Here is a 16,081-nt window from a genome sequence, read left to right on the forward strand (position 1 = left end):
TCGCCGCCCTGGCTTCGCGGCGCTACGCCGGTGCTGCAGGCCGGTTATGAGCGAGCTAGGCCATCGCTCAGGTTTCGGGTGGCCCTTGCGGCCGGATCGGGTATGGCGTGAACAGACGCCTGAAGAGCAAGGCATCTCGTCTGGGAGGACGACCAATGGCGATAGCTGCCACCACCACGATGCGCGGTCCGATGGTGCTCAAGGACTGGGCGCAGCTTCTGCTGCTCGGCGCCGTCTGGGGCGGTTCGTTCTTCTTTGCCCGCATTGCGGTGGCGGAACTTCCGCCGCTGGTGCTGGTGCTGTTTCGCGTCACCATCGCTGCGATCGCGTTGCAGCTCTATCTTGCGGTCCGCGGCCCGTCGTTTCGCCTCGCCTTGCCGCATGCCGGCCTGTTCTTCCTGCTGGCGCTCGCCAACAATGTCATTCCTTTCTCGCTGATCTTTGCCGGCCAGACCGAGCTTGGCGCCGGTGTCGCCTCGGTGCTCAATTCGACGACGCCGTTCTGGACGCTGATCCTCGCCAACGCCCTGACCAGCGACGAAAAGCTGTCGTGGAACAAGCTTGCCGGCATCGCCCTTGGTATCGCGGGAACGGCGGTGATGATCGGCCCCGGCCTCGTCGCCGGGCTCGGCGGTCCGGTCTGGGCGAAATTCGCGCTCATCGGAGCGTCGCTATCCTATGCGGCTGCACTGATGATTGCCCGCCGCCTCAAGGGCGTGCCGTCACCGGTCATTGCCGCCGGACAATTGACCTGCTCGACCATCATCATGATCCCGGTCGTTCTGTTCACCTATGATGCCGCCAATCTGTTTTCGGCCTCGCCGCCGGTCTGGGCGGCGGTGCTGGCACTGGCGCTGCTGTCGACGGCCTTCGCCTACATCCTCTATTTCAATCTCGTCGCCTCGACCGGCGCCACCAACGCCTCGCTGGTCACGCTCATCGTGCCGGCCAGTGCCATCCTGCTCGGCTTCCTGTTCCTGGGCGAGCGGCTCGAACTGTTCGAACTCGGCGGCATGGCGCTGATCGCCCTCGGCCTCGTCACCATCGACGGTCGCCTGTTCGGGCGGCGTTAGAGATGGCGCAGCGAAGTTGTCGCTCCCGATCGTGCGCTATTTGGGCGTGATCGCGGGAACAGATGAACCCTGCCATTCCAGACGCCAGATACCGCCTTGCCGGAGATTCTGAACGAGATCGGGAAGGAAGGCGGCAAGGCAGGTCCCGCCGACATGTCTCACGGAAGGATACACAAGACCGCTCGCGGCGTCTTGCTTGCGGAGTTGCTTCGCCAGCGCCTGACCGGCAGGATAGGCTAAGGCGGTATCCGGATCGAGCACCGGGTCCTTGCTGAACTCAGCACCGCGCAGATCGTGAAACGAGCCTATGAAGTCGGCAACGAGCTCCGCGTAGTCGGTGACGTTTTCGAACCGTTCGATCGCGGCAAGCTCGCGCGTCAGATGAAACGAGACCTCGCCGAGCGCGGTTTCCGCATCGAACCCACAATACCAGACGCCCCTGGCATCATCGTTGAAACGATTGCCGCCCGGACGGGTGTAAGCGAACGCCGCATTGATGAAGGTGTAGCCCGGTCTCCCGAAAACCAGTTCGCGCGGATCGAGGTCGGGCAATCCCCCTTGCTGCGCCTGAAGGCGGCCGCTGGTGGCTCCTTCGAGCTCCGCAAGGTCCTCCAAATCTCCATGATTCCTGGCCAACGGCATCAGGACCGGTTCCTTGAGCCTGCCTGTCGAAATCAGCCGGATCGTGTCGCGCTGGGAAATGTCCGCGCGTGATGGGATCTGCATTCAAAGTCCACCGCGCAAAGCGTCGATATGTTGGCGAACCTGCAGCAGCCTCGGAATGCCGCCCTCGATCATCACGTCCAGGGGGCGCCGGCCACCATAAAGAGGCCCTTTGTTCGGCAACCGCACCCATTCATCGGCAAGCCCTTCGGAAAACAGAAGCCGCAGTCCCTTGAAGATGCCGATCAGGGCGCTGATGCGTGTCAGCGAATCCTGGGAGAGAACGCCCTCCCACTCGCCTTTCTTCATGCGGAACCAGGTTCTCTCCGACACGTCGCCAATCAAGGTACAGGTCTCGGTGCTGGTCAGATGCCAGATGTCTGCGAGCCTGACGATGCCGGCAACAGCAGCTGGCGTGATCCGCGCCCGTGCCGAGGCATCCGCCAGATTTGCCGGCAAAGCCTGATTTGCAGGATCGCGAACCGCATAAGCGACACTCATTCCGACCTCCATCACTTGGCAGGCAACATACTGCCAATTGGCAGCATATTCAAGTCCTGGGCTATCCTCGCAACGCGCTGCTGCCCATCGCAGTGCAGCACCCGGTTGGATATGCAAAGGACGCTCCGACGCTTCGAATCTTCAGTCGGTCCGAAAATCGATTTCCGATTTCTGCCGCGGTAGCGCTGCCATTCTCGTTACTGCCCCGGCTTTGCCACAAATTATTCACAGGTCCCGAGCCGGCTTTTGACAAAGATTTTCAATGCCTAACGGCAAACGGCAGGTCGCAAATTCCACAATCTCGTCGCATTGCAGCAAAGTTTCTGCTTGCCTGTGGCACAAATGACCCTAGACTCTCGCCATAGCTCTTTAAGAGGAGGCTATGACATGGGACTGACGAGGCCGATCAACGCATTGATGATTTGTGCTGCGTTTGCATTCATCGGCGCCCTCATTATGGGCGTCCTTCCATAAGGCCGCTGAGCGGGGGAAGACCAGCACCGAATATTCCAAACCATTGAAAAGGCCGGGCATTTTGCCCGGCCTTTTGCATTTCCCCGATCTTTGACATTTCAAAAAGGAGCTTGCCGCCTTACGCCGCGGCCGATCCCGCCGCCTCGACTTCGTGCGACCTGATGCCGATCATGTGGCAGATGGCGAAGACCAGATCGGCCCGGTTCATCGTGTAGAAGTGGAAATCGCCGACGCCGCGCTCGACAAGGTCCAGCACCTGCTCGGCGGCCACGGCAGATGCCACCAGCGCATGCGTTTGCGGATCGTTCTGCAGCCCATCGAAACGCTCGGCCAGCCATGCCGGCACCAAGGCGCCGCACCGCGCCGAAAAGTTGGCGACCTGGGTGAAATTGTGCACCGGCAATATGCCCGGCACGATCGGTATGTAGATGCCGGCCCGCCGTGCCCGCTCGACATAGCGCTCATAGAGATCGTTGTCGAAGAAGAACTGGGTGATCGCCCGCGTCGCTCCGTTGTCGGCCTTACGCTTCAGCATGTCGAAGTCGGTGGCGAAATCAGGACTCTCCGGATGTTTTTCCGGATAGGCCGAGACCGATATGTCGAAATCGCCGGCGCCCTTCAGCGCATCGACCAGTTCGGCGCCATTGGCATAGCCTTCCGGATGCGGCCGGTAAGCCGCGCCGACGCCCTCTGCCGGATCGCCGCGCAGGGCGACGAAACGCTTGACGCCCATATCGGCGAACTCCCGGATCACCGCATCGACCTCGTGACGCGCAGCATCGACGCAAGTCATGTGCGCCGCCGGCGTCAGCGTCGTTTCATTGAGGATGCGCTTGACGGTGCGGGCCGTCCGCTCGCGGGTCGAACCACCGGCGCCATAGGTGACCGAGACGAATTTCGGCTTGAGCGGCTCAAGCCGGGTGACCGTGTCCCACAGCCTTGCTTCCATCTCATCGTTTTTCGGCGGAAAGAACTCGAACGAAACCCTGACCTTGTCGCCGATGTCGGGGCGGCGGGAGAAGCGGAACTGGTTCATCAGGCGGTTTCCCCTATCGGATACGCATTGGCCGGTTGTCTGTCGTTGGAAGGCTCGGCAATCAGCATGCGCCGATCGCGGCCGAGCCAGAGTTTGACGGTGAGCTTGGCCTCGTTGCCGCCGCGTGGCTCGAATTCCTGGCTGTCCTCAAGGTCGAGCCCGGCCTCGGAAAACCAGTCGCCAATCTGCCGGTCGGAAAAGCCGAGACGCATATGCGCGTGCTCCTCGCGCAAGAACTCCAGCGCGTGCGGCGCGAAATCGACGATCACCAGCCGGCCGGCCGGGCGCAACAGACGTGCCGCCTCGCGGATGGCGCGGGCGGGATCGTCGAGATAATGCAGCACCTGATGGATGGTAACGAGATCAAAGGCGTCGCGTTCGACCGGTGGCGCAAAAATGTCGCCCTGGCGCACTTGCGCATTCGAAACGCCGGCCTTGTCGAGATTGGCCCGCGCCACCGTCAGCATCTCGCGCGACATGTCGATGCCGACACCGCGCCGATAGAGCGGCGAAAAGATCTCGAGCAGCCGTCCGGTGCCGGTGCCGAGATCGAGCATCGACTGGAACGGCCGCTTGCCGACGAGCTTGATGAGAGCTGCTTCGACCGCGCGATCCGGCACATGCAGCGAGCGGATATGGTCCCAGCTTGCGGCGTTTACCGAGAAATATTCGGCAGCCCGGTCCTGCCGCTTGCGCTTGACCGCGGCCAGCCGTTCGAGATCACGCTCGACCTGCGGATCGGCGCCGCGGATGCCGGAGACCAGCCTGAGCACAAAATCGCGCGACGTGTCGGAATCCGAAAGCCGGAAGAAAGCCCACGAGCCCTCCTGGTAGCGGCCGATCAGCCCTGCCTCCAGCAGCAATTTCAAATGGCGCGAGACGCGCGGCTGCGACTGGCCGAGGATTTCGGTGAGATCTGAAACGGTCAGATCGCCGCGCGACAGCAGCGCCAATATGCGCAGCCGGCTGGATTCGGCAGCCGCCTTCAATGTATCTACCATCGTGTCGAGAGCGACATGCATGCGAGCATTCTCTTTGAAAAAGATATAAACATATGTTTATGTCGATTTTGATGGGCTTGCAAGCGCTATGTCGCTTCCGGACAAGAAAATGACGCATGCGTGGCGGATCGCGCAAAGTCGGAAGCATGATCGAGGCGAGACCCATGTTCGAAACGCGCAGCGGCGAAAAGCTTCTGGAAACCGACCCGGCAACGATGCCGCCGGATGGCCATGTCGTCTTCATCGGCCGCATCGCTTCGCCTTGGGTCACGCGGGAGACCTGCCCCAAGAACATGAAGGCAGCGCGGGAGATGGGACAGCCGGCGGTTCTCACGATCGATCCGCTCTATCGGGACGGCCTGCTTGGGCTGGAACGCGCTAGCCACGTCATCATCCTGTCCTGGCTGCACCATGCGCCGCGGCAACTGATTGTCCAGAAACCCCGCCATGCCACGGAGCCAAAAGGCGTCTTTTCGCTGCGCTCCCCTGCCCGGCCGAACCCAATTGGGCTGCATGTCGCCAGGCTGGTTGCCGTCGACATCGACACCGGCCGCCTCGATCTCGATGCCATCGACGTGCTCGACGGCACGCCGGTCATCGACATCAAGCCTTATTTCGCCTCGACCGATGCCTTCGCCGAGGCGACCATGTCCGGGCGGGACGAGTCGTCCAGATCGGGCGAGCCCCCCAGATGGGATGAGCAGTGAGCGCGCCGACCGGCCGCCGCCGCGCTATCGCCAAGGCGCTGACAGCGCTCCTGCCGCTGGCGCCCTATGCCGACATGGAAAATATCCGTGCCGATGCCGGCGCCGTGCACATGAAGAGCTTGCCGCCGAGCATTGCCGTATGGCTGGCGACGATTGCGCATATTCGCCACGCCCTCACCGACTACGAAAAGCTGCTGGCCGAAGGCTATGACCGCGATTCCGCGCGCTTCTTCGTCATCGAACAGACCAACATCGTGCTGACCCGCTGGCGCGCCACCCGGCTGCTCGACGATGAGGATGAGGCGTAGAGAATGGCAGGCACACGCGTCGAGTTCTGCGCTCTTCACCGCTGTGATTAGCGAAATCGAGAGGTGACGGCCAATCTCCCCCCAAGTGGGGGAGATGTCCGGCAGGACAGAGAGGGGCTGTCCAGGGCGCTGTCCCGCCTCACGTCGGCAACTTCGGAATCTCAAAACAAAAAAACCCGCCTCGGTGGGCGGGTCGTTGGAGCCAATTGGCACCATACCGAAATTAGTAGCATAGCTGCCGGCACAAAGCAAGAACAAACTTGCTGTGTTTTAGGGAAATCGCTTCAGGTTGGCATCGCGGCTTCATTCCAGCTTGGGTTCCTCGCCCCCACGAAAGTGGGGGAGAGGTGGCTCGGCGAAGCCGAGACGGAGAGGGGGAACCGCGCTCTACGAAGGCCCCTCTCCGGCCGCTTAGCGGCCACCTCTCCCCCGCTTCGCGGTGGGCGAGGAACCCAGGTTCTCAGAGGTCGAGGGACAGTGCCTCCCTGCCCTGCAGGATAGCGGGGCACGAAGGAACGCGGCTTTGACTGGCAATGCCGCCTTGCCTGGAAAACAACTAGGCCCGGTAAATCCACTGCTCCGGCACGCGTACCGAAATCTCCTCGCCGGCCGCGATCGTGCCGGGCTTCTCGACCCAGGCGACGAGCCCACGCAAGCGCTTCGCCGCCTTCGGGAACAGCAGCGCTCCGGCCTCATGGTCGGGCATCCCGGCATTTTCGGCGACCGACCGGCCGGCGATCCGGCAAGGCCCGTTCTGCGCGTCGATCTTGACGGTCGCGCCGCCTTTGAAGAACAGCTGCGTGCCGGTCGGCAGCATCGAGAGGTGCGGCAGGCCTTCGATCAGGAGATTGGCGCCGATCCATTCCGGCTTGATCTCGGCGATGCCCATCCGTTCGGCGACGATTGCCAGTTCGTCCGCTGCCACGATCGACAATTGCCGCTCGTTGCGCATCTCGGTGCCGCGCGGATACCAGGGTTCCCGCCCGCCGGAGCGCCGCGTCGTGCCGGCATGGAAATCGCCTTCAATGCCGTCGAAACCGAGTTGCAGCGTATCCACCGCTCGTGTCTCAAAACGATCGAACGGTGCGAGGTAAAGCGCTGCCACCCTGGCGGCGAGTTTTCGCGACGGGACGATCTCGACCGGAGTTTCGGCTTCGGGAAAAAGATCCAGCATGGGTTCGTGCCTCGCGTGATACGCGCAATTAGCCGCGGTCAGCTCATCAGGTCCAGTCGAAAGCGCTGATGCTCCGATCAAGACGGCTGATGCGACTATGCCAGGCGCGTTCCGATGCTGGTGCCGTTCGCGCCGAGCTAATGCATGTCGCCCAAAAGCATGCCCTCGGGCTTGAACCGAGGGTGTGCAGCGGTTTTGGGACAACGACATGCGTAAAACAAAATCTAAAGCATGCGCAATAGCGCGCCGCCGATCGAGTAGCCGGCGCCGAAGGCGCAGAGCAGGCCGTAGTCGCCGGCCTTCATGTCGGCATGGTTCTCCGACAGGGCGATGATGGCACCGGCGGCGGCGGTGTTGCCGAGGCGCTCCAGCACCATCGGCGCGCGGTCGTGGTCGACGTCATGGCCGAACGACAGTTTCAGGATCATGGCGTTCATCCGCGCATTGGCCTGATGCAGCCAGAAGCGCCGGATCGCTTGCGGCGTCAGCCCGTGCTCGGCCAGGAATTCGACGATGAATTTGTGGCCGGCAACGGTGACTTCCTTGAACACCTTGTTGCCGATCTGCTTGATCAGATTGCCTTCCAGATCGATCATATACGGATCGTCCTGGGTGGCGCGGGTATAGTAACCGAGATTGGTGCGGATGCTGTTCGACATCTGCGTCCAGGCGCGCGTGTCGAGCACCTCGAAGCGCCCCGGCCGCTTCTCGCCCTGGGCAAGCCCTTCGACGATCATCGACACGGAAGCGTCGCCGAAGATGAAATGCGTCTGCCGGTCGCGAAAATTAAGATGCCCGGTGATGATCTCCGGCGTCGTCACCAGCACGCGCTTGTGCGCCCCTGCCCGCACCAGATTGACGGCGATGTGCAACGCCGCCGCTGCCGAAGAGCAGCCAAGCCCCATATCGAAGCCGGCGCCTTTCGTCCCCAGCGCCTGCTGCATTTCGATGGCGATCGCCGGATAGGGCCGCTGATGGTGCGAGGCCGAGCAGATCACCAGGTCGATATCCCCCGGCTTCAGCCCGGCATGATCGAGCGCCTTGCCGGCCGAAGCGATGCCGAACTCGGCCTCCAGCGACAGCGCATCGTCGGGCCGCGCCGGGAAGCGCGGCGCCATGCGGGTCGGGTCGAGGATGCCTTCCCGTTCGATGACATGGCGGGTCTGGACGCCCGAGGCATGGACGATGAAGGCACTGTCCGATTTCTGTACCAGCGGCTCGCCCGACACCTCGCGCCGGATGTTCTCCATGTCCACCCAGCTGTTGAAGCTGGCGACGAGTTCCTCATTGGTGATCGAAGCTTCGGGGATTTCAACGCCGATGCCGCTGATGATGACGCGATGCATTTCCAGTTCGTCCCGTGCGCAGGCGTTGCGGCTTCATGTCGACGCCGCAAAAAGCTCGGCGCAACCTCTTTTGCACCTAGCCAGTTTATGCCGGCTTAAATCAAGTCCCTGGGACGGGTCTTTACCAGGCGCAGAGCTTGGTATTGGTCTGCGGGTTGTTCCAGCAGGCACCGTCATCGCGGCTGCGCACGAATTGCCCGGGCAGCGGCACGTTGCGGCGGCCGAGATTGACATAGCCATAGGCAAAACCCGGTCCGTCGATTTCCAGGACGTAGGTCGGATAACCCGGCGCCGAGATGCGAAAGCTGCCGGCATCGTCCAGCGCCCGATAGCTGCACGAGAAATAGCCGTCGTCGCTGGTGAAGCAGCGCGCTCGCTTGGCCTCCGCCGATATAGACAAGGCAAGCACAGCGGCCGCACAAACGCTGCCGCCGAAACCCATCTTTTTCAGTGTCATCATCCATCCCCATGGCCCATGAAGGGCCTTATCCCTGCCCCAGCGAGATGCGCATGACGGCGAAAGCCGGTCAAGCATCCGCTGCTGGCTGTTTTTGGGTGTAGCTAAGAGCTTCTAAGCAGAACGCCGCGCCACGATGAAGAGACGGGGAAAGCGCAGCAATACCTTGCCGCTTGCCGTTTTCGGATAGGCTTCGCTGATCCTGGCCGTGTAGCGCTTCAGGAAAAGCTGCCGCTCGTTCTCGTCGAGCGGATCGAGGAACGGCTTCAGCCCCGTCGACTTCACCCATTCGACGATCGCCTCGGCATCGGCCAGCGGATGGTTGTAGATCGTGTGCCAGATATCGAGCCGATCCGAGAATGGCGACAAAAGGTCGTAATAGAACGCGACCGGCGGCAGCGGCGCGCGGGCCGCGCGCTCGAGCTTTTCGGCAAACGGCATCTCGGCCGCGGTCTCCCGCATCAGCCGGTGCGAAGGCTCGGCCATATTGTCCGGCATCTGCACGGCAAGCGCGCCGCCGGGCGCCAAAAATCCCATCAGCCGCTGGAAGACCGCCGGATGCTCCGGCAGCCATTGAAACACCGCATTGGCAAAGATCACGTCGACCGGTTCGTTCGGCTGCCACGCCGCCGCATCCGCCAAGGCAAAGGTGACGCCGGGCAGGCGCGCCTTCGCCTTCTCGATCATGTCGAGGGAGGTATCGAAGCCGCTGATCTGCGCCTGCGGCCAGCGCTCGACCAGCAATTCGGTCGAATTGCCCGGCCCGCAGCCAATGTCGACCACCCGGCGTGGTTCCGGCACCGGCACCTGCGCAACGAGATCGCGCGCGGGGCGGGTGCGCTCGTCCTCGAATTTCAGGTAGAGGGCGGCGGACCAGTCGGCCATCTTGGTTCCTCAGATCATTTGAGAATTCGCCGCCCTGTAAATGTCTTACCGCGTCAGCCGCTTATACGTCATGCGGTGCGGATTGACCGCGTCCGGGCCGAGGCGGCGGATCTTGTCCTGCTCGTAATCCTCGAAATTGCCTTCGAACCATTCGACGTGGCTGTCGCCCTCGAAGGCGAGGATGTGCGTCGCCAGGCGATCGAGGAACATGCGATCGTGCGAGATGATGACGGCGCAGCCGGCGAAGCTCTCGAGCGCGTCTTCAAGTGCAGCCAGCGTTTCGGTATCGAGATCGTTGGTCGGTTCGTCGAGCAGCAGCACATTGCCGCCGGTCTTCAGCATCTTGGCCAGATGCACGCGGTTGCGCTGGCCGCCGGACAGGTTGCCGACCTTCTGCTGCTGGTCGCCGCCGCGGAAATTGAACGACGCGCAATAGGCGCGGGTGTTGGCTTCGAACTTGCCGAGCTTGACCACTTCGGCGCCGCCCGAGATCTCTTCCCAGACCGTCTTGGTCGGGTCGAGCGCGTCGCGGCTCTGGTCGACATAACCGAGCTTGACCGTCTCGCCGACGCGGATGGTGCCGGCATCGGGCTTTTCCTGGCCGGTGATCATGCGGAACAGCGTCGTCTTGCCGGCGCCGTTCGGGCCGATGACGCCGACGATGCCGCCGGGCGGCAGCTTGAATTCGAGATCGTCGATCAAAAGCGTGTCGCCAAAGCCCTTCGACAAGCCCTCGACCTCGATCACCACATTGCCGAGCCGCTCGCCATGCGGAATGACGATCTGGGTGTCGCTCGGACGCCGCTTGTCGGCTGCATCCAGCAGATCCTGGAACGCCTGGATACGGGCTTTCGACTTGGTCTGCCGGGCTTTCGGGCTGGACTGGATCCACTCGCGCTCGCGGCCGATCGCCCGCTGGCGCGCATCGTCCTCGCGGCCTTCCTGCTTGAGCCGCTTGGCCTTGGCTTCGAGATATTTGGTGTAGTTGCCTTCGTACGGGATACCGCGGCCGCGATCGAGCTCGAGGATCCAGCCGGTGACATTGTCGAGGAAGTAGCGATCGTGGGTGATGATCATCACCGCGCCCGGATAGGCCCGCAGATGCTTTTCCAGCCACGCCGTCGTCTCGGCGTCGAGATGGTTGGTCGGCTCGTCGAGCAGCAGAAGGTCGGGCTGGCGCAGCAAAAGCTGGCAAAGCGCGACGCGACGGCGTTCGCCGCCCGACAGCTTGGTGACATCGGCCTCCTTGGGCGGGCAGCCGAGTGCCTCCATCGCCATCTCGACCTGCTGTTCGAGATCCCAGAGGTTGAGCCGGTCCATCTCGTCCTGCAGCTTGGCCGACTCGTCCGCCGTCTCGTCGGAATAGTTCATCATCAATTCGTTGTAGCGCTCGATGATGGCGGTCTTGGCGGCGACGCCTTCCATGACGTTTTCGAACACGTTCTTGTTCGGATCGAGCGCCGGCTCCTGCGCCAGGTAACCGACGGTAGCACCCTCGGCCAGCCAGGCCTCGCCGCTCCACTCCTTGTCGATGCCGGCCATGATCTTGAGGATCGTCGACTTGCCGGCGCCGTTGGGACCGAGGATGCCGATCTTGGCGTCCGGATAGAAGGACAGATGAATGTTCTCGAGCACCTTCTTGGTGCCGTAGGCCTTGTTGAGGCCGGCCATGTGATAGATGAACTGGCGTGCCACGCGCGCTTTCCCTGAAAAGTCGACTGATGTCGGATTGAATGGAAGTTGGGGGCTATGTAAGCGATGCGGCCGCGAACGGCAAACAGTTTTGGCCCCAAGCGGATTTGGTCGCACCCACAAACGCTTAGCCGCTTCATTTCGTGCCGGCGCCCAGGCGAAAGCTCCGGTTAACCATTCCGCGTCAAACAATGTTGGATGGGAAATCGCTGGCAGCCGCGATTTCGGGGAGAGAGATCGGGCCGTGTTGAACAGTTTCCTGCTTTTTGCCGAAGCGGTTCTCTATTTCGGCATCATGGTCACGCTTTTCCGGTTCAGGGGCCGCATCGGCCTCGGCGTCTTTGTTTGCGCCCTTGGCGTCATGCATTTCCTGGAAACCTATCTCGCCAGCGTCTTCTACGTCGCGCTGCCGTTCGGCATGGTATCGCCGGGTTCGGCCGTGCTGTTTTCCGGCAAGCTGGTCATGCTGCTCCTGCTCTACATCAAGGAGGACGCGGCAACTGTCCGGCAGCCGATTTATGGCCTGCTGCTCGGCAATGCCCTGATGATCGGGCTCGTGCTGATCCTGCGCCTGCACGACATCGCACCGCTGCCCGACGGCAAGCTTCCCGACATCGGCTTCATCGACGAGATGGGCTGGCTGATGGTGTGGGGCACGACGCTGCTGTTCGTCGACGCCATCCTGATCATTCTGCTCTATGAAAAGCTCGGCAAATATCTGCGCAAGGCGCTTTTCACCCGCATCCTGGTCTCCGTCGCCTGCGTGCTCACCTTCGACCAGGCAGGCTTTTTCACGGCGCTGCATTTCGTCACCGGCGCGCCGGTCGCGGTGTTCTTCGGCGGCTGGTTCGCCAAGATGGCAGCGGCCCTGGTCTACAGCACCATGCTGGTCGGCTATATCAGGTGGTTCGAGGCGCGGCAGGTGCCGGCGGCGCGCGGGCTTTCCGACATTTTCGACACGCTGACCTATCGCGAGCGCTACGAGGCGCTGGTCGAGCATGTCGGTCGCGACGGCCTCACCGGCCTCCTGCACAGGGGGCGCTTCGACAGCGATGGCGAGGCCGCCGTCGCCGCCAGCCTGCGGACCGCCAGGGCGCTCAGCCTGCTGATCATCGATGTCGACCACTTCAAATCGATCAACGACCGCTTCGGCCACGCCGAGGGAGACAAGGTGCTGAAAGCCCTGGCAATTTTGCTTGGCGAACTTGTCGGGACCGAAGATCAATTGTTCAGGATCGGCGGTGAGGAATTCGCCATCCTCGGCTGGCGTCCGCAGCCGCTCGCCAGACTGCTGGGCGAAACCGTCAGGCAAGCGGTCAAGACGTCCGCGAGCACCAGCCGGTTCGACATTACCGTCAGCGCCGGCATCTCGACGGTCAGCGAGACGACCCGTTGCCTTGCCGATCTCTTTGCGCTGGCCGACCAGCGTCTCTACAAGGCCAAATCCACGGGACGCGATCGCGTTGTCGGCGAACCGGGCGGCAACGAAGCAGACGCCCGCAACACATGGACCAGGCCGGAGCGCAGCGCCGGCGCGTAACGCTGCCCAGGCCTGCGATTGGCTCAATCAGGATTGTTTGCGCCGCTGCCATCCGCCGATCGCAACCGAAACCGCCATCAGCGCGATCGCCAGCCATTTCAACGCGGTAATAATCGGGCCGGCTTCGATGTCGTAGGCAATGAACAGAAGAATGCCCGGTACCAGCAGGCCGCAGAGCACGAGCGTGATCCGGTTGATCTGCCATGACACTTTTGCCGCAAGCGCCTGGTCGCCGGGCACGGCGACAAGCGCGGCCCGCATTGCCTTCGGCGCCACCAGCGTGGTCGAAAGACGCAGCGAAATCGGCAGGCCGATGCCGATGATCAGGAAGGCGCATGCCGCCAGGAGCAGCGAAAACTTGATCGCACTGGTTTCGGCCGGTACCGGGAACAGCAGCGCCGCCAGCGGCAGGAAGACACAGAATATCCCGAGCGCGGCAATGGCGATGAAGATCGCCGCGTTGACCAGCGTGAACAATTGGTAGGTGCCGCCGCCGACGGGTTTGGCGAGCGTGGTCATGCGCGCCCACTCCACTTCGGTGTAGGAAAAGCCCGGCCACTCCATATGGCCGTCGCGGATCGCCGTCATGCCCTTGGCCCAGAACGCCAGCCGCGCCAGCGCGCCGCCCGTCATACCACTCATCGCCACCCCCTATGAATGATGCCCCCGGGATCATACCATCCCCGGTGCAAAGCGACAGTCGCGTACGGCCTGTTTACTGGAACCCGACGGCATCGACCGCGCCCTTCGGGCAGCCAGCCTTGGCTGTCGGCGCCGAGGCAAGCAGCAGGGCACCGAGCGAAGCGTTCGAAGCGATCGGGCCGGTCAGGCCGAGCGTCAGTTCGCCGATCAGCCGCCTGCCGTTCGAAGGATCGACCACGCAGGACACGCGGACCCGGTCGCCCGCGCCTTTGCCGAAGGCACTGTCGAAGGTGCTGCGGATCTGATCGGATGTCAGTTGCTTGCCGATGTTCTTGATGAAGAGATCGCGCACCGGCGACGCATTCATCGCGCGCATCAGGTTCAAAGCGACGGCGAAATACTCCTGCTGGCTCTTGCCGTAGCAGGTGCCGTGCTTGATCCATTCATGCCTTTCGAGGGCGGATGCGGTGCCCGGCATCACCTGGTCGAGTTCCGCTCGCGTTTTCGGGTCAAGGGTGACCGGCGGCAAGTCTCGCCAGTGCGCCGGATCGTCGTTCGCCTTGTCGCTTGCGGCGACCTGGCAATAGAAATTTCCGTTCGGCTGCGGCCACAACCCATGCAAGGTGAAGTGGGTCGCCTCGAAACCGGCGGCGGTCTGCGCACGGCATTCGGCCTTGCTGGATTTGGTCTCGCAGAAAGCCGGCTGCCAGCTCAGCGCGAAGACATATTCCGGCTTTCCGGACGCCGATGGCTTGTTCGGCTCGGCAGGCGCCGGTGCAGCCGGCATCGTCGACGCGCTGCCGCCCGAAACACGACCGCAGCTGATCTTAACCCAGCGGCGCTCCGGATCGGCGCCCGGCACGCGAATGAGATAGTGCGTGGGCGCGTCCTTGTTGCCGGCCAGCAGATCATAACTCTGACCAGCCGCGGTCGAGACATTGCCGGGATTCTTGCCGCTCTTGATCGCCTGCGTTGCCGGACAGGCGGCATCGGCGACGAAAGAGCCGGTCATCTTCACATCGGCCCGCGCCGCGCTTGCGCCAGCAAACGCAACAAACACCGCCCCCCATATCGCCCAAATCCGCATTCCGGCACTCCTCGTGATTCACGCCGCAAGCTAGAAACTTGCGACATGTCAGAATTACGATTTCTTTCGCCGGCCGTAAAAACAATCGCCAGCGCATTGAGACGGCTCCCGCGCGGTCGATCAGGATCCGCCCGCCTCCACCCGTTCCGTCAGGGTGCGCAGCAGATCAAGCGAGGCTTTCAGCGCGTCGGCGTCCATACCCTCCGAAACGCGGTTCGCCCAAACATGCTGGCGTGTGCCGATATTCTTGACCGCTGCCCGGCCGGCATCGGTTATCGACAACAGCTTGGCGCGGCGATGCGCCGGGTTGTCGGCGTAGGCGGCAAGCCCCTCCGCAGCCAGTATGTCGGCCAGCCGCTGTACACTCTGACGGGCGAGACCCATGTCGCGGGCGATGTCGGCCACAGATTTCGGCTCCTTCAAAACTGCACCCAAAACCTGCCAGCGCGCTGCCGTCAGCCCGGTTGGAGCGGCCAGCCGGTCGGCCGCATCCAGAAAACTGCCGCTCATCCTGAACACGGCAAGCACCAGTTCGGTGAGCACATTTGCCGCTTCGGTCCTGGTCGTCATTTCTGGCCGGCCTCGATGGTCGCGACGAAATTATTAACGGCTTCGGCTACGACCTCGGGCTTGTCAAGCATCACCCAATGGCCGCTGCCCGCCACGATCTGGCGCGGAATGTCCGTGCGCAGCCGGTAGAGCGCGGCTGGAGTGTCACTGGCCTCGGTAGCCAATACGAACATAGGCCCGCGATACGCATCGAGTGCCGGCTCCGGGTTCCATTCGGCCAGTGCCTTGCCGACACTTGCCCTCGCCGCCGGATCGACCACTGCCGCATCGGCCAGAACACGCTGGCGAACAGCCGCGTTAGGGCCGGCAATCGACGTGTAATAGGCGTTCAGGACATCACGGCCTTGCGGACCGGCCAGATCGCGGACAAAGCCGTCACGAATCGCCTGCGGCAGCGCACGAGGATCGGTCGCCGGGTCGACGAGCAAGACACCGGCGACCCGGTCGGCATGGCTGGCGGCATAAGCGAGCGCCACGCCACCGCCGCCGCTGTGCGCGACAATGAGAAACCGCTTCAGGCCAAACGCGTCGGCCACGGCACCGACATCCATTGCACGACCGTCATAACCATAGTCACCGTCCTGCGCCGGCGCGGAGGCGCCATGACCGCGAAAATCGAAGGCTACCGCCTCGCGGCCTTCGACGGAGAGCTGCATCACCCGGTCCCAGTGGGAAGCGCGGCTGCAATCTCCATGCAGGAACATGATCGGCAGGCCATTGCCGGCGTTGATCCTATAAGTGGCAAGCTGGCCTTGCGGGCCTGGAACAGTGGACGTCATCATGGTCATCTCCCTGGTTTCCTGACTGAACGCAGCAATCCCTGACAACAGGGTGGTCGTCGTGAAGGCGAAGCCCGCCAGCAAGATTGCACGCCGCGAAATGGCCCCGGTGGTTTTCATAGTCATACCCCCAATCTGCCGCTGAC

Annotated in this window: 17 protein-coding genes; 4 read left to right on the top strand and 13 right to left on the bottom strand. The window is 62.7% G+C overall.

Features of this window, described 5'->3' with window-relative positions:
* Positions 1-155 precede the first annotated feature (155 nt).
* Complete coding sequence (locus NKJ32_RS13570; RefSeq protein WP_352638499.1) at positions 156-1,073, top strand: DMT family transporter; 918 nt, start codon at positions 156-158, stop codon at positions 1,071-1,073.
* A gap of 36 nt (positions 1,074-1,109) precedes the next feature.
* Here the strand turns inward: NKJ32_RS13570 and NKJ32_RS13575 are convergent, their stop codons facing one another.
* From NKJ32_RS13575 to NKJ32_RS13590, 4 genes are all read right to left on the bottom strand, one after another.
* Positions 1,110-1,688, bottom strand: a complete 579-nt coding sequence (locus tag NKJ32_RS13575; RefSeq protein ID WP_352638498.1) for an RES family NAD+ phosphorylase — start codon at positions 1,686-1,688, stop codon at positions 1,110-1,112.
* Positions 1,689-1,799: 111 nt separating this feature from the next.
* Entirely contained in the window at positions 1,800-2,237 is a 438-nt protein-coding gene (locus NKJ32_RS13580; protein WP_352638496.1) for an antitoxin Xre/MbcA/ParS toxin-binding domain-containing protein, read from the bottom strand.
* 592 nt (positions 2,238-2,829) lie between these two features.
* On the bottom strand, positions 2,830-3,747 hold the full coding sequence (gene metF, locus NKJ32_RS13585) for a methylenetetrahydrofolate reductase [NAD(P)H] (RefSeq protein ID WP_023676795.1): 918 nt from the start codon (positions 3,745-3,747) through the stop codon (positions 2,830-2,832).
* On the bottom strand, positions 3,747-4,769 hold the full coding sequence (locus tag NKJ32_RS13590; RefSeq protein ID WP_352570504.1) for an ArsR/SmtB family transcription factor: 1,023 nt from the start codon (positions 4,767-4,769) through the stop codon (positions 3,747-3,749). Before NKJ32_RS13590 ends, metF begins: the two co-directional genes overlap by 1 nt.
* 143 nt (positions 4,770-4,912) lie before the next feature.
* On the opposite strand from NKJ32_RS13590, the gene tsaA reads away from it, so the two are divergent.
* A complete protein-coding gene (tsaA, locus tag NKJ32_RS13595) occupies positions 4,913-5,455 on the top strand; it encodes a tRNA (N6-threonylcarbamoyladenosine(37)-N6)-methyltransferase TrmO (protein WP_352827794.1) in 543 nt (180 codons plus the stop codon).
* Entirely contained in the window at positions 5,452-5,763 is a 312-nt protein-coding gene (locus tag NKJ32_RS13600) for a DUF2293 domain-containing protein (protein ID WP_352827796.1), read from the top strand. The genes tsaA and NKJ32_RS13600 overlap by 4 nt, the downstream gene beginning before the upstream one ends.
* Positions 5,764-6,319: 556 nt before the next feature.
* On the opposite strand, the gene NKJ32_RS13605 is transcribed toward NKJ32_RS13600, so the two are convergent.
* From NKJ32_RS13605 to ettA, 5 genes are all read right to left on the bottom strand, one after another.
* Complete coding sequence (locus tag NKJ32_RS13605; RefSeq protein ID WP_352465185.1) at positions 6,320-6,937, bottom strand: MOSC domain-containing protein; 618 nt, start codon at positions 6,935-6,937, stop codon at positions 6,320-6,322.
* A gap of 224 nt (positions 6,938-7,161) precedes the next feature.
* Positions 7,162-8,283, bottom strand: a complete 1,122-nt coding sequence (locus NKJ32_RS13610) for a beta-ketoacyl-ACP synthase III (RefSeq protein WP_352827797.1) — start codon at positions 8,281-8,283, stop codon at positions 7,162-7,164.
* 121 nt (positions 8,284-8,404) lie between these two features.
* Positions 8,405-8,740, bottom strand: coding sequence for a hypothetical protein (locus NKJ32_RS13615; protein WP_023675887.1), 336 nt, complete (start codon positions 8,738-8,740; stop codon positions 8,405-8,407).
* Between the two features lie 114 nt (positions 8,741-8,854).
* On the bottom strand, positions 8,855-9,625 hold the full coding sequence (gene tam, locus NKJ32_RS13620) for a trans-aconitate 2-methyltransferase (RefSeq protein ID WP_352637259.1): 771 nt from the start codon (positions 9,623-9,625) through the stop codon (positions 8,855-8,857).
* Between the two features lie 45 nt (positions 9,626-9,670).
* Complete coding sequence (ettA, locus tag NKJ32_RS13625; RefSeq protein WP_292659428.1) at positions 9,671-11,320, bottom strand: energy-dependent translational throttle protein EttA; 1,650 nt, start codon at positions 11,318-11,320, stop codon at positions 9,671-9,673.
* Between the two features lie 241 nt (positions 11,321-11,561).
* Between ettA and NKJ32_RS13630 the strand changes: the two genes are divergently transcribed.
* Positions 11,562-12,857, top strand: a complete 1,296-nt coding sequence (locus tag NKJ32_RS13630; RefSeq protein WP_352571800.1) for a GGDEF domain-containing protein — start codon at positions 11,562-11,564, stop codon at positions 12,855-12,857.
* Between the two features lie 27 nt (positions 12,858-12,884).
* Here NKJ32_RS13630 and NKJ32_RS13635 read toward each other — a convergent pair whose 3' ends face one another.
* The 4 genes from NKJ32_RS13635 to NKJ32_RS13650 all read right to left on the bottom strand — a co-directional run bounded on the left by NKJ32_RS13635 (position 12,885) and on the right by NKJ32_RS13650 (position 15,938).
* Complete coding sequence (locus tag NKJ32_RS13635) at positions 12,885-13,499, bottom strand: hypothetical protein (RefSeq protein ID WP_156937311.1); 615 nt, start codon at positions 13,497-13,499, stop codon at positions 12,885-12,887.
* Between the two features lie 73 nt (positions 13,500-13,572).
* Entirely contained in the window at positions 13,573-14,586 is a 1,014-nt protein-coding gene (locus tag NKJ32_RS13640; RefSeq protein WP_352621201.1) for a ribonuclease T2 family protein, read from the bottom strand.
* Between the two features lie 120 nt (positions 14,587-14,706).
* Entirely contained in the window at positions 14,707-15,156 is a 450-nt protein-coding gene (locus NKJ32_RS13645; RefSeq protein WP_352827801.1) for a MarR family winged helix-turn-helix transcriptional regulator, read from the bottom strand.
* A complete protein-coding gene (locus NKJ32_RS13650) occupies positions 15,153-15,938 on the bottom strand; it encodes an alpha/beta fold hydrolase (RefSeq protein ID WP_198023545.1) in 786 nt (261 codons plus the stop codon). Before NKJ32_RS13650 ends, NKJ32_RS13645 begins: the two co-directional genes overlap by 4 nt.
* Positions 15,939-16,081 lie beyond the last annotated feature (143 nt).

It is taken from the genome of Mesorhizobium sp. M0159, assembly GCF_040322295.1.
GTDB lineage: Bacteria > Pseudomonadota > Alphaproteobacteria > Rhizobiales > Rhizobiaceae > Mesorhizobium.

Excerpts from the sequence above, each read along its gene's own strand:
- NKJ32_RS13570 (WP_352638499.1), top strand. The coding sequence starts at position 156 with ATGGCGATAGCTGCCACCACCACGATGCGCGGTCCGATGGTGCTCAAG.
- NKJ32_RS13580 (WP_352638496.1), bottom strand. The coding sequence starts at position 2,237 with ATGAGTGTCGCTTATGCGGTTCGCGATCCTGCAAATCAGGCTTTGCCG.
- metF (WP_023676795.1), bottom strand. The coding sequence starts at position 3,747 with ATGAACCAGTTCCGCTTCTCCCGCCGCCCCGACATCGGCGACAAGGTC.
- NKJ32_RS13590 (WP_352570504.1), bottom strand. The coding sequence starts at position 4,769 with ATGCATGTCGCTCTCGACACGATGGTAGATACATTGAAGGCGGCTGCC.
- tsaA (WP_352827794.1), top strand. The coding sequence starts at position 4,913 with ATGTTCGAAACGCGCAGCGGCGAAAAGCTTCTGGAAACCGACCCGGCA.
- NKJ32_RS13605 (WP_352465185.1), bottom strand. The coding sequence starts at position 6,937 with ATGCTGGATCTTTTTCCCGAAGCCGAAACTCCGGTCGAGATCGTCCCG.
- NKJ32_RS13610 (WP_352827797.1), bottom strand. The coding sequence starts at position 8,283 with ATGCATCGCGTCATCATCAGCGGCATCGGCGTTGAAATCCCCGAAGCT.
- NKJ32_RS13615 (WP_023675887.1), bottom strand. The coding sequence starts at position 8,740 with ATGACACTGAAAAAGATGGGTTTCGGCGGCAGCGTTTGTGCGGCCGCT.
- tam (WP_352637259.1), bottom strand. The coding sequence starts at position 9,625 with ATGGCCGACTGGTCCGCCGCCCTCTACCTGAAATTCGAGGACGAGCGC.
- NKJ32_RS13635 (WP_156937311.1), bottom strand. The coding sequence starts at position 13,499 with ATGAGTGGTATGACGGGCGGCGCGCTGGCGCGGCTGGCGTTCTGGGCC.
- NKJ32_RS13640 (WP_352621201.1), bottom strand. The coding sequence starts at position 14,586 with ATGCGGATTTGGGCGATATGGGGGGCGGTGTTTGTTGCGTTTGCTGGC.
- NKJ32_RS13645 (WP_352827801.1), bottom strand. The coding sequence starts at position 15,156 with ATGACGACCAGGACCGAAGCGGCAAATGTGCTCACCGAACTGGTGCTT.
- NKJ32_RS13650 (WP_198023545.1), bottom strand. The coding sequence starts at position 15,938 with ATGATGACGTCCACTGTTCCAGGCCCGCAAGGCCAGCTTGCCACTTAT.